Annotated in this window: 18 protein-coding genes and 3 pseudogenes; 15 read left to right on the top strand and 6 right to left on the bottom strand. The window is 71.6% G+C overall.

The window, feature by feature from the left end; translation table 11 throughout:
* The first annotated feature begins 73 nt into the window (after positions 1-73).
* The 9 genes from ACWD3I_RS16710 to ACWD3I_RS16750 all read left to right on the top strand — a co-directional run bounded on the left by ACWD3I_RS16710 (position 74) and on the right by ACWD3I_RS16750 (position 10,694).
* A complete protein-coding gene (locus ACWD3I_RS16710) occupies positions 74-907 on the top strand; it encodes a M55 family metallopeptidase (protein WP_365410109.1) in 834 nt (277 codons plus the stop codon).
* The gene (locus tag ACWD3I_RS16715) at positions 900-2,204 is read left to right on the top strand and encodes a M20/M25/M40 family metallo-hydrolase (protein WP_365410112.1); all 1,305 of its coding nucleotides are present in this window, start codon (positions 900-902) and stop codon (positions 2,202-2,204) included. The genes ACWD3I_RS16710 and ACWD3I_RS16715 overlap by 8 nt, the downstream gene beginning before the upstream one ends.
* Positions 2,205-2,219: 15 nt before the next feature.
* A complete protein-coding gene (locus ACWD3I_RS16720; RefSeq protein WP_365410115.1) occupies positions 2,220-4,172 on the top strand; it encodes a dipeptidyl-peptidase 5 in 1,953 nt (650 codons plus the stop codon).
* On the top strand, positions 4,169-5,092 hold the full coding sequence (locus ACWD3I_RS16725) for a S66 peptidase family protein (protein WP_365410118.1): 924 nt from the start codon (positions 4,169-4,171) through the stop codon (positions 5,090-5,092). Before ACWD3I_RS16720 ends, ACWD3I_RS16725 begins: the two co-directional genes overlap by 4 nt.
* A 118-nt stretch (positions 5,093-5,210) precedes the next feature.
* Positions 5,211-6,956 (top strand): CocE/NonD family hydrolase, encoded by a 1,746-nt coding sequence (locus ACWD3I_RS16730; protein ID WP_451084110.1) that lies wholly within the window; start codon positions 5,211-5,213, stop codon positions 6,954-6,956.
* Positions 6,957-7,015: 59 nt separating this feature from the next.
* Positions 7,016-7,258 (top strand): LapA family protein, encoded by a 243-nt coding sequence (locus ACWD3I_RS16735; RefSeq protein ID WP_266886102.1) that lies wholly within the window; start codon positions 7,016-7,018, stop codon positions 7,256-7,258.
* Between the two features lie 19 nt (positions 7,259-7,277).
* On the top strand, positions 7,278-7,838 hold the full coding sequence (locus ACWD3I_RS16740; RefSeq protein WP_365410121.1) for a GNAT family N-acetyltransferase: 561 nt from the start codon (positions 7,278-7,280) through the stop codon (positions 7,836-7,838).
* Between the two features lie 5 nt (positions 7,839-7,843).
* Positions 7,844-8,743, top strand: a complete 900-nt coding sequence (locus ACWD3I_RS16745; RefSeq protein WP_365410124.1) for an arginase family protein — start codon at positions 7,844-7,846, stop codon at positions 8,741-8,743.
* A gap of 40 nt (positions 8,744-8,783) precedes the next feature.
* Positions 8,784-10,694 (top strand): DUF5107 domain-containing protein, encoded by a 1,911-nt coding sequence (locus tag ACWD3I_RS16750; protein ID WP_365410127.1) that lies wholly within the window; start codon positions 8,784-8,786, stop codon positions 10,692-10,694.
* Positions 10,695-10,702: 8 nt separating this feature from the next.
* On the opposite strand, the gene ACWD3I_RS16755 is transcribed toward ACWD3I_RS16750, so the two are convergent.
* The 4 genes and pseudogenes from ACWD3I_RS16755 to ACWD3I_RS16770 form a co-directional block, all read right to left on the bottom strand.
* Positions 10,703-11,050: a VOC family protein gene (locus ACWD3I_RS16755; protein ID WP_365410130.1), complete on the bottom strand. Its 348-nt coding sequence runs from the start codon at positions 11,048-11,050 to the stop codon at positions 10,703-10,705.
* Positions 11,051-11,147: 97 nt separating this feature from the next.
* A complete protein-coding gene (locus ACWD3I_RS16760; protein ID WP_365410133.1) occupies positions 11,148-11,696 on the bottom strand; it encodes a hemerythrin domain-containing protein in 549 nt (182 codons plus the stop codon).
* 288 nt (positions 11,697-11,984) lie between these two features.
* A pseudogene (locus tag ACWD3I_RS16765) lies at positions 11,985-12,125 on the bottom strand (enolase C-terminal domain-like protein); the annotation flags it as partial.
* Between the two features lie 139 nt (positions 12,126-12,264).
* The gene (locus ACWD3I_RS16770; protein ID WP_365404947.1) at positions 12,265-13,224 is read right to left on the bottom strand and encodes a TIGR03557 family F420-dependent LLM class oxidoreductase; all 960 of its coding nucleotides are present in this window, start codon (positions 13,222-13,224) and stop codon (positions 12,265-12,267) included.
* Between the two features lie 405 nt (positions 13,225-13,629).
* On the opposite strand from ACWD3I_RS16770, the gene ACWD3I_RS16775 reads away from it, so the two are divergent.
* The 6 genes and pseudogenes from ACWD3I_RS16775 to gvpK all read left to right on the top strand — a co-directional run.
* Positions 13,630-15,483, top strand: coding sequence for a transketolase (locus tag ACWD3I_RS16775; RefSeq protein WP_365404950.1), 1,854 nt, complete (start codon positions 13,630-13,632; stop codon positions 15,481-15,483).
* On the top strand, positions 15,480-16,406 hold the full coding sequence (ligD, locus tag ACWD3I_RS16780; RefSeq protein ID WP_365404953.1) for a non-homologous end-joining DNA ligase: 927 nt from the start codon (positions 15,480-15,482) through the stop codon (positions 16,404-16,406). The genes ACWD3I_RS16775 and ligD overlap by 4 nt, the downstream gene beginning before the upstream one ends.
* Before the next feature lie 347 nt (positions 16,407-16,753).
* Positions 16,754-17,524, top strand: a complete 771-nt coding sequence (locus ACWD3I_RS16785) for a GvpL/GvpF family gas vesicle protein (protein ID WP_365404956.1) — start codon at positions 16,754-16,756, stop codon at positions 17,522-17,524.
* A 145-nt stretch (positions 17,525-17,669) separates the two neighbouring features.
* On the top strand, positions 17,670-18,437 hold the full coding sequence (locus tag ACWD3I_RS16790) for a GvpL/GvpF family gas vesicle protein (protein WP_365404959.1): 768 nt from the start codon (positions 17,670-17,672) through the stop codon (positions 18,435-18,437).
* Positions 18,434-18,621: pseudogene (locus ACWD3I_RS16795) on the top strand (gas vesicle protein). The gene ACWD3I_RS16790 and the pseudogene ACWD3I_RS16795 overlap by 4 nt, the downstream one beginning before the upstream one ends.
* Positions 18,612-18,767 (top strand): annotated as a pseudogene (gvpK, locus tag ACWD3I_RS16800) (gas vesicle protein GvpK); the annotation flags it as partial. The pseudogenes ACWD3I_RS16795 and gvpK, both read left to right, overlap by 10 nt.
* A 25-nt stretch (positions 18,768-18,792) precedes the next feature.
* On the opposite strand, the gene ACWD3I_RS16805 reads toward gvpK, so the two are convergent.
* Both ACWD3I_RS16805 and ACWD3I_RS16810 read right to left on the bottom strand, forming a co-directional pair.
* Positions 18,793-18,963 carry a hydrophobic protein gene (locus ACWD3I_RS16805; protein WP_365404964.1) on the bottom strand — a complete coding sequence of 57 codons (171 nt, stop codon included), beginning with the start codon at positions 18,961-18,963 and terminating at the stop codon, positions 18,793-18,795.
* 42 nt (positions 18,964-19,005) lie between these two features.
* Positions 19,006-19,827 carry a class I SAM-dependent methyltransferase gene (locus ACWD3I_RS16810; protein ID WP_365404967.1) on the bottom strand — a complete coding sequence of 274 codons (822 nt, stop codon included), beginning with the start codon at positions 19,825-19,827 and terminating at the stop codon, positions 19,006-19,008.
* Between the last annotated feature and the right edge of the window lie 48 nt (positions 19,828-19,875).

The following is a 19,875-nucleotide window of genomic DNA, read 5'->3' on the forward strand; positions in this document are numbered from 1 at the left end:
GAATTGGTCTGAGCCGGTGACGGTTGTCCACAGGCCTGACGGGACGCGGCACGAACGCGTAGCGTGAGTCGGCATGAAGATCCTCATCAGCGCCGACATGGAGGGCGCCACGGGCGTCACCTGGCCGGCCGACGTGCTGCCGGGGACGCCGCAGTGGGAGCGGTGCCGCGCGATGTTCACCTCGGACGTGAACGCGGCGGTGCAGGGCTTCTTCGACGGCGGTGCCGACGACGTGCTGATCAACGAGGCGCACTGGACCATGCGCAACCTGCTCCTGGAGCGGCTCGACGACCGGGCGGAGATGCTCACCGGACGGCACAAGTCACTGTCCATGGTGGAGGGCGTGCAGCACGGCGACGTGGATGGCATCGCCTTCGTCGGCTACCACGCGGGCGCCGGCGCGGAGGGAGTCCTCGCCCACACCTACCTCGCCAACTCCATCACCGGGGTGTGGCTCAACGACGTACGCGCGAGCGAGGGCCTGCTGAACGCGCACGTGGTCGCCGAGTACGGAGTGCCGGTCGTCCTCGTCACCGGCGACGACGTGGCCTGCGAGGACGCCCTCGGCTACGCGCCCGAGGCGCTGAAGGTCGCGGTCAAGGACCATGTGTCGCGGTACGCGGCGGTGTGCCGGACACCGGCCAGGACCGCCACCGACATCCGCGCGGCGGCCAAGGAGGCGGCCGCGCTGGCGGTGCGTCACACACCCGTGCAGGCGGGGCCGTTCACCGTCGCCGTGGAGTTCGACGCCGAGCACCTCGCCCTGGCCGCGACCGTCGTGCCGGGTGTCGACCGGATCGGTGAGCGGAAGGTGGGGTACCCGAGCGCCACCATGTACGAGGGAATTCGCACCTTCAAGGCGGTCACCACGATCGTCTCGGCCGCGGTGGAGGAGCAGTATGGCTGACGGACAGGCAATGGACGAGGTCGTGACGTTCACCTCCGACCTCATCCGCATCGACACCACCAACCGGGGCGGCGGTGACTGCCAGGAGCGGCCGGCCGCCGAGTACGCGGCCGCGCGGCTGGCCGAGGCGGGCCTGGAGCCGGTGCTGCTGGAGCGGACCAGGGGCCGCACCAATGTGGTGGCGCGCATCGAGGGCACCGACCCCTCCGCGGACGCGCTGCTCGTCCACGGTCACCTGGACGTGGTGCCCGCCGAGGCCCGGGACTGGAGCGTGCATCCCTTCTCCGGGGAGATCCGTGACGGGGTCGTCTGGGGCCGGGGCGCGGTCGACATGAAGAACATGGACGCGATGATCCTGGCGATCGTCCGAGCCTGGGCGCGCGAAGGGGTACGGCCCCGGCGCGACATCGTCGTCGCGTTCACCGCCGACGAGGAGGCCAGCGCCGTGGACGGCTCCGGGTTCCTCGCGGATGAGCATCCCGGGCTCTTCGAGGGCTGCACCGAGGGCGTCAGCGAGTCCGGGGCGTTCACCTTCCACGACGGCGCCGGACGCCGGATCTATCCGATCGCGGCCGGCGAGCGGGGCACGGGCTGGCTGAAGCTCACCGCGCGCGGACGGGCCGGGCACGGCTCCAAGGTGAACAAGGAGAACGCGGTCACCCGCCTGTGCGCCGCGATCGCCCGCATCGGCGCGCACGAGTGGCCGCTGCGGCTCACCCCGACCGTCCGCGCCGCCCTCACCGAACTCGCCGTCGTGTACGGCATCGAGCCCGACCTGGACAACGTGGACCGGCTCCTGGAGAAGCTCGGCCCGGCGGCGAAGCTCGTCGAGGCGACGGTCCGCAACAGCGCCAACCCGACCATGGTGGACGCCGGTTACAAGGTCAACGTCATCCCGGGCGAGGCCGTGGCCCACGTCGACGGGCGGTATCTGCCCGGCGGCGAGGACGAGTTCCGCACGACCCTCGACCTGTTGACCGGACCGGACGTGGAGTGGGAGTTCCAGCACCACGAGGTCGCGCTCCAGGCGCCGGTGGACTCGGCGACGTACGCGAGGATGCGGGCCGCCGTCGAGGAGTTCGCGCCGGAGGGGCACGTGGTGCCGTACTGCATGTCCGGCGGCACGGACGCCAAGCAGTTCTCGCGCCTCGGCATCACCGGCTACGGATTCACCCCGCTGAAACTGCCGGAGGGCTTCGACTACCAGGCACTCTTCCACGGTGTGGACGAGCGGGTCCCGGTCGAGGCGCTGCACTTCGGCGTCCGGGTCCTGGACCGCTTTCTGCGCACGGCCTGAGCGACTGGGGGAGAAGTGGAGACGCTGGCGTACGGGTCCTGGCCCTCGCCGATCGACGCGGCACTGGCCGCCGCGCACGACGGGCATCCCGAGTTCGTGGGCTTCGTCGGCGACGAGGCCTGGTGGACCGAGCCACGCCCCACCGAGGGCGGCCGGCGCACACTGGTGCGGCGGCGTACCGACGGCGCGACGGAGTCGGTGCTGCCGACGCCGTGGAACGTCCGCAGCCGGGTCATCGAATACGGCGGACAGCCCTGGGCGGGTTCGGTCGTGGACGGCGAACCGCTCGTGGTCTTCGTGAACTTCGCCGACCAGCGGCTCTACCGGTACGGGCCGGACGGCGACCCCAGCCCTCTCACCCCGGTGTCCCCGGTCGGCGGCGGCCTGCGCTGGGCGGACCCGGTGCTGCTCCCGGACCGCGGTGAGGTGTGGTGTGTGCTGGAGGAGTTCACCGGCGACGGGCCCGGTGACGTGCGCCGGGTCATCGCCGCGGTGCCGCTGGACGGCTCGGCCGCCCAGGACCGGGACGCCGTGCGCGAACTCACCGACGCCCGGCACCGGTTCGTGACCGGCCCCCGGATCTCCCCCGACGGGCGGAGCGCGGCCTGGCTCGCCTGGGACCATCCACGGATGCCGTGGGACGGCACGGAACTGGTGCTCGCCGGTGTCCGGGCCGACGGCACGCTCGGCGAACCCCGGACGATCGCCGGCGGCCCCGAGGAGTCGATCGCCCAGGTGGACTGGGCCCACGACGGAGCCCTGCTGTACACGAGCGACCGCACCGGCTGGTGGAATCTGTACCGCGACGGCGCACCGCTGTGCCCGCGCGAGGAGGAGTTCGGCGGTCCGCTCTGGAAGCTGGGCCATCGTTGGTTCGCCCCGCTGGAGAGCGGCCTGATCGCCGTCGTGCACGGCCGCGGCGCCACCGCGCTCGGGATACTGGACCCCGAGACCGCGGAGGTCGTCGACGCGGCGGGCCCCTGGACCGAGTTCGCCCCCACCCTCGCGGTGCACGGCGAGCGGGTCGTCGCCGTCGGAGCCAGCCCGCGCAGCGCCCACGAACTGGTGGAGCTGGACACCCGGACCGGCCGCGCCCGGGTGATCGGCGCAGGGCACGACGACGCCGTGGACCCCACCTACTACCCCGAGCCGCAGATCCGCACCTTCACCGGACCCGCCGGACGCGACATCCACGCCCACGTCTACCCGCCCCACCACCCCACCTGCGTCGCACCCGGCGACGAACTGCCGCCGTACGTCGTCTGGGCGCACGGCGGACCCACCAGCCGCGCCCCCCTCGTCCTCGACCTGGCGATCGCCTACTTCACCTCGCGGGGCATCGGCGTCGTCGAGGTCAACTACGGCGGCTCCACCGGACACGGCCGGGAGTACCGCAACCGACTGCGCGAGCAGTGGGGCGTGGTCGACGTCGAGGACTGCGCGGCCGTCGCCCAGGCCCTCGCCGACGAGGGCACCGCCGACCGCGACCGGCTGGCGATCCGTGGCGGCAGTGCCGGCGGCTGGACCGCGGCCGCCTCCCTCACCGCGACCGACGTCTACGCCTGCGGCACCATCGTCTACCCCATCCTCGATCTGACCGGCTGGGGCGAGGGCGAGACCCACGACTTCGAGTCGCAGTACCTGGAGACCCTGGTCGGACCCCTCGCCGAGGTGCCCGCACGGTACGCGGAGCGCTCGCCCACCGAGCACGCGGACCGGATCACCGCGCCCTTCCTGCTGTTGCAGGGCCTGGACGACGTGATCTGCCCGCCCGTCCAGTGCGAGCGGTTCCTGGCCCGCATGGAGGACCGGCGGGTGCCGCACGCGTACATCGCCTTCGAGGGGGAGGGGCACGGGTTCCGGCGGGCGGAGACCATGATCCGGGCGCTGGAGTCCGAACTCTCCCTGTACGCCCAGGTCTTCGTCCTGAACCCGCCCGGCATCCCGACCTTGGAGCTCGACAAGTGAAGAAGTTCGTCCGGCCGTCCAGACTCGCGCCCGGGGCCCGGGTGGCCGTCGTCGCGCCCAGCGGCCCCGTTCCCGAGGAGCGGTTGCAGGCCGGACTGGACATCCTGCGCGGCTGGGACCTCGACCCGGTGGTGGGGCCCCATGTGCTGGAGCGGCACGGCGACTTCGACTACCTGGCGGGCACCGACACGGACCGGGCCGCCGATCTGCAGACCGCCTGGTGCGACCCGTCCGTCGACGCGGTGCTGTGCGCGCGGGGCGGGTACGGCGTGCAGCGGATGATCGACCTGCTCGACTGGGAGGCGATGCGGGCGGCCGGGCCGAAGGTGTTCGTCGGCTTCAGTGACATCACCGCGCTGCACGAGGCGTTCGCCACCCGGGTGGGCCTCGTCACGCTCCACGGGCCGATGGCCGCAGGGGTCGACTTCATCAAGAACGCACGGGCACAGGAGCATCTCAGGGCCACGCTCTTCGCACCGGAGACCGTCCGCACGATCGCCTCCGCTGGCAGGACCCTGGTCCCCGGGCGGGCGCGGGGCGTCACCCTCGGCGGCTGCCTGTGCCTGCTCGCCGCCGAACTGGGCACCCCGCACGCCCGGTCCTCCGCGCGCGGCGGGCTGCTGTGCCTGGAGGACGTGGGGGAGGAGACGTACCGCCTCGACCGCTATCTCACCCAACTTCTGCGCGCCGACTGGTTCGACGGGGTGCAAGGAGTACTGCTCGGGTCGTGGCAGGAGTGCGGTCCCCAGGAGAAGGTGCGGGCGCTGCTCGCCGACCGGCTCGGCGGGCTCGGGGTGCCCGTCGTGGAGGAGTTCGGGTTCGGGCACTGCGAAGGGGCGCTGACCATGCCCTTCGGAGTGGCGGCCGAACTCGACGCCGACGCGGGCACCTTGACGCTCGACGAACCGGCCCTTCGCTGAATCAGCGTCAAGAAAACACCCGTCACGGTGATTGACCTCCTTTGACACGTGTCACACCCTGACTACTGGCCGGTTCTTACCGGTCGGTAAGCCGGGTTGCCCTCAGCGTGGAGGTCTCGTGTCTCGTCGTGTGCTCGGATACAGCGTTCCGCTCGCTCTCCTGCTCGGTGCCACACTCGTCACCCCCGCCCCCGCCACCGGCCAGTACACCGTCACGGCCCTGAATTTCACCGTGCAGGCCGGCGGCCGCAGCTGCACGATCGATGCCGATCTGTACCGGCCCACCGGTGCCGGCCGCGCACCCGCCGTGCTCGCCACCAACGGCTTCGGCGGCAGCAAGTCCGACGGCTCCACGGACGGCATCGGCAAGGCCTTCGCCGAGCGGGGCTACGTCTCGCTCGTCTACTCCGGGCTCGGCTTCGGCAGCTCCGGCTGTCTGATCTCGCTCGACGATCCGGACATCGACGGCGAGGCCGCCTCCGGGCTGATCGACTTCCTCGCCGGGAAGCGGGCCGCCGACGACGGCACCAGGGCAGACTTCGTCACCCTCGACGGCAAGGGCGACCCGCGCGTCGGCATGATCGGCGGCTCCTACGGCGGCGCGATCCAGATGGCGACGGCGGCCGTCGACCACCGCGTCGACGCACTCGTCCCGCTGATCACCTGGAACGACCTGGCGTACTCCCTCGACCCGAACAACGCCGGTGCCCACGGCGCGCTGCCCGGCGCCTTCAAATGGCAGTGGGCCAACGGCTTCTATCTGATCGGCGAGAGCCAGCCGCTGACGGCGCCGAACCTCGACCCGTCCCGGATCAACTCCCTGGGCTGTCTGCACTTCGTCACCGAGGCCTGCGACACCGTCCGCACCCTGAACTCCGGCAGCTACCCCGCCGACCGGACCGCCGAACTGCTCGCCTACTCCCGCAGCGTCTCCCCGGTCACCTACCTCGGCCGCGTGAAGGCACCCACACTGCTGATCCAGGGACAGGCCGACAGCCTCTTCAACCTCAACGAGGCGACCGCGACGTACAAGACCCTCAAGGCGCAGGGCACACCGACCAGGATGATCTGGCAGTCCTGGGGCCACAGCGGCGGCATGGCGGCGGGCGAGCTCAACCTCGGCCAGGGGAATCTGGAGTCCACGTACGTCGGCAAGCGGATCCTGGCCTGGTTCGACCGCTACCTCCAGAAGAAGAAGGGCACCGACACCGGACCGGCCCTCGCCTACTACCGCGACTGGATCACCGACCCGGCCGACACCTATGCCACCGCCGACCGTCTGCCCGCACTCAGCCGGAAGCTGTACCTGTCCGGCGACGGCAAGCTCGTCGACACCCGCTCCAAGGTGGCCCGCGGCAGCCGGACGTACACGAACCGGCTCGTCCCCACCAGCCACTCGGAGAGCTCGCTGGCCGGGACGATCGGCCTGCCGGACCCGGCGCCCTACGACACCGAGGGCACCTACCTCGGCTGGACCAGTGAGCCGCTCGCCCGGACCACCGACGTCGTGGGCGCGCCGAAGGCCACGCTCAGGGTGGTCTCGCCGAAGGCCGAGCGGACCCAGAACTCCTCGAACGCCGCCGACAAGCTCGTCCTGTTCGCCAAGCTGTACGACATCGCGCCCGACGGCACCAAGACGCTGGTGCACCGCCTGGTCGCACCGGTCCGGGTGCCCGACGTGACCAAGAGCTTCACCGTGACCCTGCCGGGGATCGTGCACCGGTACGAGAAGGGGCACCGGCTGCGGTTCGTGGTCGCGGCGAGCGACGACGCCTACTTCGGCAACCGGGGGATCAAGCCGGTGACCGTGGTCAGCTCGCCCGGGAACACCGGGGTGCTGGAGCTGCCGGTGGCCGGCGGCTGATTCACCCGGTGGGCGGCTCCCGCCGCGCGGGGCCGGATCTTCGGGCCCACCCTGGTCGCATGAGCCCGAAGACCTCCGAGAGCGGCGGTGCCACCAGCGGCAAGGGCGGCGCCGTGACGCCCGCCCGGGTGGTCGTCCTGCTGCTCGCCGTCCTCGCCCTGATCTTCATCTTCGAGAACACCCGCGCCACCAAGATCAGACTGCTGATCCCCGAGGTCACGATGCCCCTGTGGATGGCGCTGCTGGCCACGGGGGTCATCGGCGCCCTGTGCGGGGCGTATTTCATGAAGCGCCGCAACTAGTCCGTCGTAGGGTGACGGGATGCCGCACACCGCATCCCGCTATCTCGTCGAGGGCCCCCGCGTGGGCATACGCCACATCACCTACGAGGACGGCGCCGAGTTCACCGCCCGGGCCCGGGAGAGCAAGGAACTGCATCAGCCCTGGCTGTTCCCGCCGGACGGTGCCGACGCGTTCACCGCGTACGCGGGCCGGCTGATCGAGGACCCGACCAAGGCGGGGTTCCTGGTCTGCGAGAAGGACGGGGAGCACGGCGAGGGGGCCATCGCCGGGTACATCAACATCAACAACATCGTCGAGGGTGCCTTCCTGTGCGGGGCGCTCGGATACGGGGCCTTCGCGCACTTTGCCGGGCGCGGTCTGATGCGGGAGGGGCTGGGCATGGTCGTGCGCTACGCCTTCGGCGGGATGCGGCTGCACCGGCTGGAGATCAACGTGCAGCCCGCCAACACCGCCTCGATCGCCCTCGCCCGCAGCTGCGGCTTCCGTCTGGAGGGCTTCTCGCCGGACATGCTCTACATCGACGGAGCCTGGCGGGACCACGAGCGGTGGGCCGTCACCGCCGAGATGATCCGGAAGTGAGACCGATGCGTACGAAGGTGGTTCTGGACGCCCCTTCCAACCTCGGGCTGCGTCCGCCCGCGCCGGGAACCGTCCCGGGCTGCTACAAGCTCGCCGGTGCCCTGCGCGAGCAGCGGATCGTGCAGCGGCTCGGCGCGCTGGAGGGCGGGGTGGTCGTGCCGCCGCGCTACGACCGCGGGGACTGGCAGGAGGGCGACGGCGTCTTCAACGCGTCCGCCCTCGCCGCCTACACGGTGAAGCTCGCCGACCGCATCGAACGCCATGTGCGGGCCGGGGAGTTCCCGGTGGTGCTCGGCGGTGACTGCTCCATCCAGCTCGGTGCCTCCCTCGCGCTGCGCCGCCTCGGCCGGTACGGGCTGGCCGCCGTGGACGCCTCCGCAGACTTCCGCCACCCCGGCAACTCCGAGCGGATCGGCGCGGCCGGCGGGGAGGAGATGGCGCTGGCGACGGGGCGCGGGCAGGACGACCTGACGAACCTGGAAGGGCTGAAGCCGTACCTGAGGGACGAGGACGTACGGCTCTTCGGCAACCGCGACGAGTTCGAGGACGACCGCAGCGAACTCGCCGCCCTCAAGATCCCCGTCGTCAGCGTCGGGGACATCCGCGAGTGGGGTGCGGACGCCCTCGCCCGGGCCACGGCACAGGCCTTCGAGATCCCCGAACTCGACGGATTCTGGGTCCACCTGGACGCGGACGTCCTCGATCCGTCCGTCATGCCGGCCGTGGACAGCCCCGACCCGGACGGACTCCTGCCCGACGAACTCGTCGAGCTGCTCCGGCCGTTGCTCGGGTCGGCGCACTGCGGCGGCCTGAACGTCACCATCTACGATCCCGATCTCGACCCGGACGGCACCGCGGGCGCCCTCCTCGCCGACATCGTGGTGTCCGCCTTTGCGCAATCCTGACCCGTAGCGCCCCTGTTCAGCTCCCCGGCGAGCGGCTTCCATGGCGATCGTGACGACGATCCGACGTGAGGTACTGACGCTGCCCGCCGCGGAGTTGGGGCCCGACAACCCGCTGCCCCCGCTGCGGCCGCTCGACGAGCTCCACCGCGTCGACGACCGCGGTGACCTGCCCGCGGAGATGGCCCGCCAGATCGGCTACGAGCCCCTGCGCAGCCTGCTTCCCGTGCACCTGAGGGACGGCTACGAGCGGGTGCGCGAGCCGCGCGGGATCGATGCCCTCGTGATCGAGAACGACCGGCTGCGGGCCACCGTGCTCCCCGGCCTCGGCGGCCGGATCGCCTCTCTCCTCCACAAGCCGTCCGGCCGCGAACTCCTGTACCGCAACCCGGTGTTCCAGCCCGCCGCGTTCGCCCTCAACGGCGCCTGGTTCTCCGGCGGCATCGAATGGAACATCGGCGCCACCGGCCACACCACCCTCGCCTGCGCACCCCTGCACGCCGCCCGCGTCCCCGCCCCGGACGGCGGGGAGATGCTGCGCCTGTGGGAGTGGGAACGGCTGCGCGATCTGCCCTTCCAGGTCGACCTCTGGCTGCCGGACGGCTCCGACTTCCTGTACGTCGGCGTCCGCATCCGCAATCCGCACGAGAAGCCGGTGCCGACGTACTGGTGGTCCAACATCGCCGTGCCGGAGCGACGCCGGATCCTCGCGCCGGCGCAGGAGGCCTGGCACTTCGGATACGAGCGACGACTGCGGACGGTGCCCGTTCCGACGTACGAGGAGATCCGTCAACTTCCGCACCCGGCCGACTACTTCTACGACCTTCCCGACGCGCGGCGCCGCTGGATCGCCGCCCTCGACGAGGACGGTCACGGACTGGTGCAGACGTCCACCGACGTACTGCGCGGACGCAAGCTGTTCGTCTGGGGATCAGGGCCGGGCGGGCGACGCTGGCAGGAATGGCTCACCGAACCCGGCACCGAGGGCTACTGCGAGATCCAGGCGGGGCTCGCCCGCACGCAGTTGGAGCATGTACGGCTGGACCCGGAGAGCGAGGTGACGTGGCTGGAGGCGTACGGGCCGCTGAACTCCCCGGCACAGGTGGGAAAGGCGGAGGAGCGGCTCGAAGCCGTACTCCCGCGCGCCGACGTCGACGCCGCGTACGCCGCCTGGAAACCGCACGCCGACACCGCGCCCGGCGAGATCCTCGCCACCGGATCCGGCTGGGGCGCCCTCGAAGTGCTGCGCACCGACCGGAAGTTGCCCGGTACGCCCTTCGACGACAGCACCCTCGGCGAGGCTCAGGAACCCTGGCTGGAGCTGCTGCGGGCCGGAGTGCTGGCGGAGCCGCGCCGGGTGCGGCCGCCCGGCGAGACGCTCGTCGCCGCGCACTGGCGGGACATGCTGGAGACCGCGCCCGCGGGCCCGCACACCGAGTACCACCTCGGCGTCGCCCAGTGGCACGCCGGCGACCGGGCGCAGGCGGTGCGGAGTTGGGAGCGTGCTCTTGAACTCGCCCCGTCCGTATGGCCGTTGCTGCGCTGCCTCGCCGTCTCCGACCAGGACGTCGGCAACCGTGAGCGGGCCGCCGACCGGTACGCCGAGGCCTTCGACGACCTGTGCCGGGAGCGGCGCGACGCGGGGGAGGCCTGGACGGCGGCCACGGCCGCGCTCGGCCGCGAGGCGATCGAGGCGCTGCTCGCGGTGGGGCGTACGGGGGACGCGCGGTCGGTGTGGGCGCGACTGCATCCCGGGACGCGGGCCCGCGGGCGATTCCGGTTCGTCGAGGCCGGGTTGCTGGTCGCCGAGGGCCGGCGGGAGGAGGCTCGGGCCGTGTTCGAGGAGGGCTTCGAGGTCGCCGACCTGAGGGAAGGGGCGGAGGCCGTCGGGCGGCTGTGGGAGCGGGTCAGCGACGAACCGCTGCCGGACCGCCACGACTTCCGTATGCGGTGACCCCGGTCCTACGCCCTTCGGTCCACGTACTCGTACACCACTCCGTCCGGATGCATCGCGATCAGATTGCGCCCGGCCGGTGTCCCCACCGGTCCCGCGATGACGCGCGCGCCCAGTTCGGTCAGTACCCGATGGGCCTCGTCGATGTCCTTGACGGCGATCGTGGCCGCGACCTTGCGCAGGATCTCCAACTCCGCCTCGGGACCGCTCATCAGGAGGAAGCAGCCGACGGCGGCCACCTGGACCCCGCCGCGCTCGAAGCGGAGGGCCGGGCCGCCGGCCAGGCGTTCGTAGAAGGGGACCGCGGTCTCCAGGTCGTCGACGCAGACGCGCAGCGTGGCTCCCAGAATGTCCATGCGGACGAGCCTAATAGGGGCGGCCGGGGCAGGAGATCGTTTCACGCGATCCCCGCACCCCGGCCGCCGGACACGCATGCCTCAGTGGGTCAGTGGGTCAGCCCATGGCCTTGCGCACGATGTCCCGTGTGCGGTCGACGACGGCCGCGACCGGACCCACCGCCACGTTCTTCACCGCGGTGTCGGTGCCCGGGTGCGGTCGGGTCGGTGCCAGGGCCCCGGCGGCCTGCACGGCACGGGCCAGGTTCTCCGGCCTGCCGCGGCCGGCGATCCTGTGGAAGTGCGCGAACTCGTGACGCTCCTCGTTGTCGGCGTGCGTGAGCACGTCCTCGCGCAGAGCCGCGAACTTGTCGAGGAACTCGGCCGAGTCGGGGTCCATGCCGTCCAGTTCGGACAGCACCCGCTTGGCCTTCTCCTCCTCCTCGATACGGTCCTTGACGACGAGTTCACCGCCGTCGATGCCCTTGCGGGCGAAGGGATGGACGACCTCTTCCTCAGCGGTCTCGTGCACCGCGAGGAGGCGGACGAGGTCATGGAAGGCATGCTTCCGTTCGTCGCCCTTGGTGGCCGCCACCTCGTCGAGCTTGCGTTGCCGGACGGGTGGCCGCGACGGACGGCGTTGTGCGTACGGGTACCCGGCGGCCATGGACCGCTCGGATCATCCGGACAAGCACCTGGTCGAGGAGCCGGCCCGGGTGACAGGCGAGACCGTGCGCGAGGAACTGCGCGAGCAGACTCGCAAGCAGCGCCGCAAGGCCATGCTGCACGCCGCGTCCCGGCCCACGCCGGAGGGCGACAACGTCGTCGGTGGCCAGGCAGCGGCCACATCGACCCCGAGCAGCCGCGCCACCGGGCGTGATGCGTGGTGGAACGGCTGTGGAGCCCCTGCCCCGTCGGGGCAGGGCCGTCGTGGTGACCGGGGCCGGCGGCGGCGTCCGTATTCGCCCGCCGTCACATCGCACACCACCGCGTCCCGCACCAGGCGCAGTCCCGTCAGACCGTCCGACGCCACCGGTTCCTCGGACCAGCCCACACCCGGGTCGGCGAGGACCCCGTCGACCCGGACCGCCTGCTCGGATCTTGGATTTCCACAGGGCGATGTCCAGCGCGTCACGGCCCTTCGCCAGCGGGGCCAGATGTCCGCGCAGGAAGTCGCCGACCGCCCGCGGGCACCGTGCGCACGGACACCGCCGGGAGACGCGGCTTCATCGTCGTCAGGCCTGTTGCAGCTGGGGCAGCACCTTGGTGCGGTAGAAGTCGAAGAAGCCGCGCTGGTCGGGTCCGATCTGGTTGACGTAGATCCGGTCGAAACCCGCGTCGGCGAACGCGGACAGCGCCGCCACGTGTTCGTCGACGTCGTCCCCGCACACCGCCTTCTCCCTCACCGACTCCTCGGTCACCAGCGGCTGGAGCTGCTCGAAGTGGCTCGGCGAGGGCAGGATCTGGGCCATCTCACCGGGCAGGAACTGATTCGCCCACAGTCGGTGCACGGTCCGTACGGCCTCCTCGCGGTCCGTGCCCCAGCAGACCTTGGTCCCGCCGCTGACCGGCTTGGCGCCCCCGCCGCCCTTGCGGAACTGGGCCACCATCGACTCGTCCGGCGTCATGGTGATGTAGCCGTCGCCCACCCGGGCCGCGAGCGAGGTCGCCGCCGGGCCGAACCCGGAGATGTCGATGAGGACGGGCTGGTCGGGGATCGTGTAGAGGCGGGCGTTCTCCACCGTGTAGTGGGTGCCGTGGTGGCTGACCTCCTCGCCGGTGAAGAGCCGGCGCATGATCTGGATCGACTCCTCCAGCATCTCCAGCCGGATGTGCGCGGGCGGCCAGACGTGGCCAAGGATGTGCTCGTTGAGCGCCTCGCCGCTGCCCACCCCCAGCCGGAAACGGCCCTCCGTCATCACCGCCGTGGTCGCCGCGGCCTGCGCCACCACCGCCGGGTGCGTGCGCACGGTCGGGCAGGTCACCGCCGTCTCCACGGGCAGCGACACCGCCTCCGAGAGCGCGCCGAGGACCGACCAGACGAACGGGCTCTGGCCCTGGGCGTCGTTCCACGGGTGGTAGTGGTCCGAGATCCACAGCGAACGGAAACCGGCCTGCTCGGCCATCCTCGCCTGCTCGACGAGATCCGCGGGGCCGAACTCCTCGCAGGACAGGAAGTAGCCGTACTCGGGCATGAGGGTACCTCCGGCACCTCTCGAGGGGGGACGGGACGCGTTCCGGGTACCCGGCCGGCAGACCGGAAACCGGCGGACGTTTGGGCAGCCCGGCCAGGGTTACGCGGAAGTCTCCCGAGGTACGTGACAGCCCCGGAGGCGCACTGTGAGTCGACCCCGCATCGTGATCGTCGGCGCCGGTTTCGCGGCCCTGGAGCCGCGCCGGGGCACCGTGCCCCTCGCGGGCACGGTGCCCCGGGGTACGGCCGGTGCACGGCGAGGCCGACGGCAGCGACCTGGACGGGCTGAACGGAGGGACCGCCGAGCCCGCCGCGAACCCCGGCCCGTCCAAGGCACCCGACCCGGACACCGCCCCGGCCCCGTCAAGCGCCCCGACCGTTCCGCCACCCCCGCTGAGGGAGACTCATGAACACCGCCGAACTCGTCGACCTGGGACAGCAGCTGCGCGTGGACAGTGTGCGCGCGGCCGATGCCGCGGGGTCCGGGCATCCGACGTCGTCGATGTCCGCCGCCGATCTGATGGCCGTACTGCTCGCCCACCACATCCGCTACGACTTCGACCGCCCCGCCCACCCCGGAAACGACCGCTTCGTGCTGTCCAAGGGGCATGCCTCGCCCCTCCTCTACGCCTCCTACAAAGCCGTCGGCGCGATCGACGACGCCGAACTGGCCACCTTCCGGCGGCTCGGCAGCCGACTGGAGGGACACCCCACGCCCCGGCGGCTGCCGTGGGTCGAGACGGCCACCGGATCGCTCGGGCAGGGCCTGCCGGTCGGTGTCGGGATCGCGCTCGCCGGCAAGCGGCTGGAGCGCACCGGCTACCGGGTGTGGGTGCTGTGCGGGGACAGCGAGCTCGCCGAGGGGTCGGTGTGGGAGGCCGCCGAGCACGCCGCGTACGAGCATCTCGACAACCTCACCGCGATCGTCGACGTCAACCGGCTCGGCCAGCGCGGCCCGACCCGGCACGGCCACGACCTGGCCGCCTACGCCCGTCGCTTCCAGGCCTTCGGCTGGCACACCGTGGAGGTGGACGGGCACGACGTGGACGCCGTCGACCGCGCGTACGGCGAGGCGATCTCCACCTCCGGGCAGCCCACCGTGATCCTCGCCCGCACCCTCAAGGGCAAGGGCGTCGAGGCCGTCCAGGACCGTGAGGGCCTGCACGGCAAGCCGCTTCCCGACGCAGACGAGGCGATCGCCGAACTCGGCGGCCGCCGCGACCTCCGCATCCATGTGCACGAGCCGCCCGCCGCCCGCATGCTGCACGCCGTACGCGCCGGACACCTCGAACTGCCCCGCTGGGAGAAGGGGGCCGAGGACGGCGTCGCCACCCGGGACGCCTACGGCCAGGCCCTCGCCGCCCTCGGTACCGGCCGCGGCGACGTCGTCGCCCTCGACGGCGAGGTGGGCGACTCCACGCGCGCGGAGTTCTTCGCCAAGGAACATCCCGACCGCTACTTCGAGTGCTACATCGCCGAACAGCAGATGGTCGCCGCTGCCGTGGGACTCGCCGCGCGCGGCTTCGTGCCGTACGCCTCCACCTTCGCGGCCTTCCTCACGCGCGCGTACGACTTCGTGCGCATGGCCTCGGTCAGCGGCGCCGGGATCAACCTGGCCGGCTCGCACGCGGGCGTCTCCATCGGACAGGACGGGCCCTCGCAGATGGGTCTGGAGGACCTGGCGATGATGCGGGCGGTGTACGGCTCGACGGTGCTGTATCCGTGCGACGCCAACCAGACCGCGCACCTCGTCGGCGCCATGGCGGGCCTGGAGGGCATCCGCTATCTGCGCACCTCGCGCGGCAAGACGCCGGTGATCTACGGGCCCGACGAGGAGTTCCCGGTCGGTGGCAGCAAGGTGCTGCGCTCCTCCGACCGCGACCGGCTGACCGTCGTCGCGGCCGGGGTCACCGTGCACGAGGCGCTTGCCGCCGCCGACGCGCTCCAGGAGCAGGGGATCGCCGTGCGGGTCGTCGACCTGTACTCGGTCAAGCCCGTGGACCGGCTCACCCTGCGCCGGGCCGCCGAGGAGACCGGCTGTCTGATGACGGTGGAGGACCACCACGAGGAGGGCGGCCTCGGGGACGCCGTGCTCGACGCCTTCGTCGACGGGCGGCCCGTCCCGCGGCTGGTGCGCCTGGCCGTCCGCACGATGCCGGGCTCGGCCGCGCCGGACGAGCAGCTGCACGCCGCGGGCATCGACGCCGAGTCCATCGCGGCCGCCGCACGGCTGCTGGTGGAGGAGGCGATCGTCCGGTGAGCGAGGACGCCACCCGGACGGTGCGGGCCGGGCGCCGCACCGTCGAGGTGCACCGGCCGGAGAAGGTCCTCTTCCCCGGCGACGGGGCGGGCAAGGAGTACACCAAGTCCGACCTGGTCGACTACTACCGGTCCGTCGCCCCCTTCATGCTGCCGCACCTGCGCGGCCGCCCCCTGATGCTGGAACGGCTCCCGGACGGCGTCGGCGGCCCGAGGTTCATGCAGAAGAACACCCCCGACAGCTATCCCGACTGGATCAGCCGCGTCGAGGTGACCAAGGAGGGCGGCACCGTCCGCCACACCGTGTGCGACGACACCGCCACCCTGGTCTACCTCGCCGACCAGGCCTGTCTCACCCTGCACCGCTGGCTGTCCCGCGTCGGACGCGTCGAACAGCCCGACCGGATGGTCTTCGACCTCGATCCCTTCGGCGACGACTTCGCGCCGGTCCACGAGGCGGCCTGGCTGCTGGCGGAGCTGCTCGACGAGCTGAAACTGCCCTCCGCGCTGATGACCACCGGTTCGCGCGGTCTGCACGTGGTGGTTCCGGTGACCGGGCACCACGACTTCGACGAGGTGCGCGAATTCGCCAGGGACGTGGCCGACACCCTCGCCGCCGCCCACCCCGAGAAGTTCACCACCGCCGCCCGCAAGAAGGACCGCGGCGAGCGGCTCTACCTGGACATACAGCGCAACGCCTACGCCCAGACCGCCGTCGTGCCGTTCACCGTCCGCCCGAAACCCGGCGCCCCCGTCGCCACCCCCATGTCCTGGACCCAGCTCGACGACCCGGGCCTCGACGCCCGCCGCTGGAGCATCGAGGACGCCGTCGAGCAGGCCCGCACCAACCCCTGGGCCGGTGTGATGGCCAAGGGCCGTGCTCTCGGCCCCGCCCGGCGCAGGCTCAACGCGTTGCGCGGCTGACCCACGCGCGTCTCGGAGGTTTGGCCAACGGACGTGCGGCCACCCGGAGTTGCAGGTGGTCATGACGACCACAAGAACCTACTGGACGCGCAGGATCCACAGAAGCAACTCAAGAGGATGGAAACGACACAGCGGAAGGCCGGCCCGACCCCATGCGGGTGTCGGGCCATGCGTGCACCCGGCTGACTCGGGCCTGGAGCGGCGGCTCGGGCAAAGCCCGAGGGTGCGCTGACCGGTGCCGCGCAGACCGTCTCGGAGGCGTTCAGACGGGCCCGCGAGGAGGGCGATTCTCACCCCGGGCCGCGCGCCCGCACGTCGGCCGCCGCGCGTCGGAAGGAGGAGCAGGAATGAGCACGTACGTGTACGGCATCATCGACAACTCCGGACCCGAGCTGCCCGAGGACCTGGACGGCATCGGCGACCCGCCGCGGCCCGTGCGCGTCCTCAAGGAGGGCGACCTCGGGGCCGTCGTGAGCGACGCGCCCGAGGGGCTGCGGCCCAAGCGCAAGGATCTGCTCGCCCATCAGAACGTGCTCGCCGAGGCCGGCTCGGGCGGCCGTGTGCTGCCCATGCGGTTCGGCAGCGTCGCACCCGACGACGAGACCGTCCTCACCGTCCTCGGCGAACGCGCCGAGCACTACAAGGAGCGGCTGCGGGCGCTGAACGGCAAGGTCGAGTACAACGTCAAGGCCACGCACGACGAAGAAGCCGTACTGCACCGCGTGATGGCCGAGAACCCCGAGCTGCGGGCCCTCACCGAAGCCGACCGGCAGGCGGGCGGCGGCTCGTACGAGGACAAGCTCAGGCTCGGCGAGATGGTCGTCTCCGCCGTGAAGGCGCGGGAGGCCGAGGACGCGGCCGAGGTGCAGCGTGAGCTGGAGTCCGGCGCCATGGCCGTGAGCGCGGGCCCCGAGTCCACCGGCTGGCTCGCCAACGTCTCGTTCCTGGTGGAACGCGACTCGGCCGAGGCGTTCCTGGCCGCGGTGGAGCAGGTCCGCAAGTCCCACCCCCACCTGGAACTGCGGGTCAACGGGCCGCTGCCGCCGTACAGCTTCGTCGACCCCGGCCCCGCCGAGCGCGCGGGCAGCGCGGCCGGCGCCCAGAGTGCGAAGGAGTGAGGACGTGGGCCGGATCGCCGAGGTGCCGCTGCCGCCGTTCACCCCGGTGCGCGGCGGCGCGTGGGTGAGAGGAGGCGTACGAGGGCGAGGGAGAGCAAGCTGAAGGGGAGGGCCCGTACGCCAAGGAGGACGAGAAGGAGGCCTGATGACCGGACTACGTTACGTGTACGCCGTCTGCCGGCCCTTCAAGGCGCCCCTGCAGTCCCAGTTGACGGGCGTGGCGGGCGATCCGCCCAGACTGCTGGCCCATCACGGCCTTGTCGCGGTGGTGAGCCATGTGCCGGAGGGGGACTTCGCCGAAGGCCCGCTCCACGCACACCTGGAGGACCTGGACTGGCTCTCCGAGACGGCCCGCGCGCACCAGGGCGTGATCGACGCCCTCACCGTCGTCACGACACCGCTGCCGCTCCGGCTCGCCACCGTCTTCCGGGACGACAGCGGCGTACGCACCATGCTGGAGGCCCGAGACGCCGACTTCCGGCGCGCCCTCGACCGGCTTACCGGGCGGGTCGAGTGGGGCGTCAAGGTGTACGTCGAGACCGAGCCGCCGGGTGACGGCGGACCGGCGGAGGAGACGGCGGCGAAGGCCGCCGGCGGTCGGGACCGTCTCCGCCGGCGCAGCTCCCGGGTGCGGGCGCACGAGGACCTGTGGCAGCGGGCCGAGGAATTCGCGGGCCGGCTGCACGAAGCGCTGTCCGCCTTCGCCGAGGACTCCCGGCTGCATCCACCGCAGAGTGCCGAACTCTCCGGGGCGGACGGGCGCAATGTGCTCAATGCCGCCTATCTCGTGCCGCGGGCCGTGTCCGAGGAATTCGTGGAACTGGTCGACCGTACCAAGGGTGAAGTTCCGGGAATGCGGGTCGAACTCACCGGGCCGTGGGCCGCCTATTCCTTCGCGGGGGAGAAGCCGTGACCGTGGTCGAACGCCGAGAGATCGCCCTCGTGGACCTGCTCGACCGACTGCTCGCCGGCGGGGTCGTCAACACCGGCGACATCACCTGCGCATCGCGGACGTCGATCTCGTCCGCATCGACCTCAACGCCCTGATCAGTTCCGTGAACGCGGACGTCCGGTCGTCGTGGGGGGAATCGTCGTGACCGCGGTGGAGCTGCTGCGCCGGCTCATGGAACGCCAGGCGCTGCTCGACGACCGCATGACCGAGGTGCGCGAACGCCACGGACTGCGGCCCGAGGACCTGAATCCGGACCTCGGGCCGCTCGGACCGCTGCTTCCCCGGGAGTGAATTCCTCCGGACTATCCGGGGTGATTTACCATCGGTACCAGCGTCCCCTGCCTCCGCCTGCCGTTGTGCTGCGCATCACGAACCCCAGCAGCCACAGCACGAGCACCGCGATGGCAATCCACCAGAGAATTTTCACTGCGAATCCGGCGCCGAAAAGAATCAACACCAGGAGCAGTACGAGCAGGATGGGAACCATAATGTGAACCTCCTGCTTTCCGGGTTTCCAGGAAACGGAGATTCAGGCACTCTTTCTGCACAGGATTTCTCCGTGCAGTACGGCGAACCAGCCGTCGTGCTGCTTTCCCCACTCCCGCCAGGCCTCCGACACGGCCGTCAATTGCTCCGGTGCGGCATGCCCGCCCTCCGTGGCCCGCTCGGCGTACGCCGAGGCCACGGTGCGGTCGGCCCACAGACCGCTCCACCAGGCCCGCTCCTCGGCGGTGGAGTAGGTCCAGGTGCCGGAGGTGGCGGCGATGTCGGTCAGGCCCGCCTCCAGTGCCCAGGACTTCAGCCGGCGCCCGGCGTCGGGCTCGCCACCGTTGGCGCGGGCCACGCGGCGGTACAGGTCCAGCCAGTCGTCCATGCCCTGGGACGCCGGGTACCAGGTCATCGCCGCGTAGTCCGAGTCGCGCACGGCGATGAACCCGCCAGGCCTGGTCACCCGCTGCATCTCGCGCAGCGCCTGTACCGGGTCGCCCACGTGCTGCAGCACCTGGTGGGCGTGGACCACGCAGAAGGTGTCGTCCGGGTACTCCAGGGCGTGGACGTCCGCGACCGCGAAGTCGACGTTCGTCAGGCCGCGCCCGGCGGCCGTGGCCCGGGCCTGCTCCAGGATGCCGGGCGCGTGGTCGACGCCGGTGACCTGGCCGTCGGGGACCAGTTCGGCCAGGTCGGCGGTGATCGTGCCCGGGCCGCAGCCGATGTCCAGGATCTTCATGTGGGGCTTCAGCGAACCGAGCAGGTAGGCCGCGGAGTTGGCGGCGGTGCGCCAGGTGTGCGAGCGCAGCACCGACTCGTGGTGCCCGTGCGTGTAGACGGCGGTCTCCTGCGGTTTCGACATGGCTGAACTCCCCTGTTCGACGTCCTGTCGGTGATCGACACGGTACGC

The organism is Streptomyces sp. NPDC002817 (assembly GCF_053592055.1).

Bases quoted from the DNA above. Each gene is read 5' to 3' on its own strand.
- ACWD3I_RS16755 (WP_365410130.1), bottom strand. From the start codon at position 11,050: ATGGACATTCTGGGAGCCACGCTGCGCGTCTGCGTCGACGACCTGGAG.
- ACWD3I_RS16810 (WP_365404967.1), bottom strand. From the start codon at position 19,827: ATGTCGAAACCGCAGGAGACCGCCGTCTACACGCACGGGCACCACGAG.
- ACWD3I_RS16805 (WP_365404964.1), bottom strand. From the start codon at position 18,963: ATGGTTCCCATCCTGCTCGTACTGCTCCTGGTGTTGATTCTTTTCGGC.
- ACWD3I_RS16715 (WP_365410112.1), top strand. From the start codon at position 900: ATGGCTGACGGACAGGCAATGGACGAGGTCGTGACGTTCACCTCCGAC.
- ACWD3I_RS16770 (WP_365404947.1), bottom strand. From the start codon at position 13,224: ATGCCCGAGTACGGCTACTTCCTGTCCTGCGAGGAGTTCGGCCCCGCG.
- ACWD3I_RS16790 (WP_365404959.1), top strand. From the start codon at position 17,670: ATGACCGGACTACGTTACGTGTACGCCGTCTGCCGGCCCTTCAAGGCG.
- ACWD3I_RS16785 (WP_365404956.1), top strand. From the start codon at position 16,754: ATGAGCACGTACGTGTACGGCATCATCGACAACTCCGGACCCGAGCTG.
- ACWD3I_RS16760 (WP_365410133.1), bottom strand. From the start codon at position 11,696: ATGGCCGCCGGGTACCCGTACGCACAACGCCGTCCGTCGCGGCCACCC.
- ACWD3I_RS16750 (WP_365410127.1), top strand. From the start codon at position 8,784: ATGGCGATCGTGACGACGATCCGACGTGAGGTACTGACGCTGCCCGCC.
- ACWD3I_RS16745 (WP_365410124.1), top strand. From the start codon at position 7,844: ATGCGTACGAAGGTGGTTCTGGACGCCCCTTCCAACCTCGGGCTGCGT.
- ACWD3I_RS16735 (WP_266886102.1), top strand. From the start codon at position 7,016: ATGAGCCCGAAGACCTCCGAGAGCGGCGGTGCCACCAGCGGCAAGGGC.
- ACWD3I_RS16775 (WP_365404950.1), top strand. From the start codon at position 13,630: ATGAACACCGCCGAACTCGTCGACCTGGGACAGCAGCTGCGCGTGGAC.
- ACWD3I_RS16740 (WP_365410121.1), top strand. From the start codon at position 7,278: ATGCCGCACACCGCATCCCGCTATCTCGTCGAGGGCCCCCGCGTGGGC.
- ACWD3I_RS16710 (WP_365410109.1), top strand. From the start codon at position 74: ATGAAGATCCTCATCAGCGCCGACATGGAGGGCGCCACGGGCGTCACC.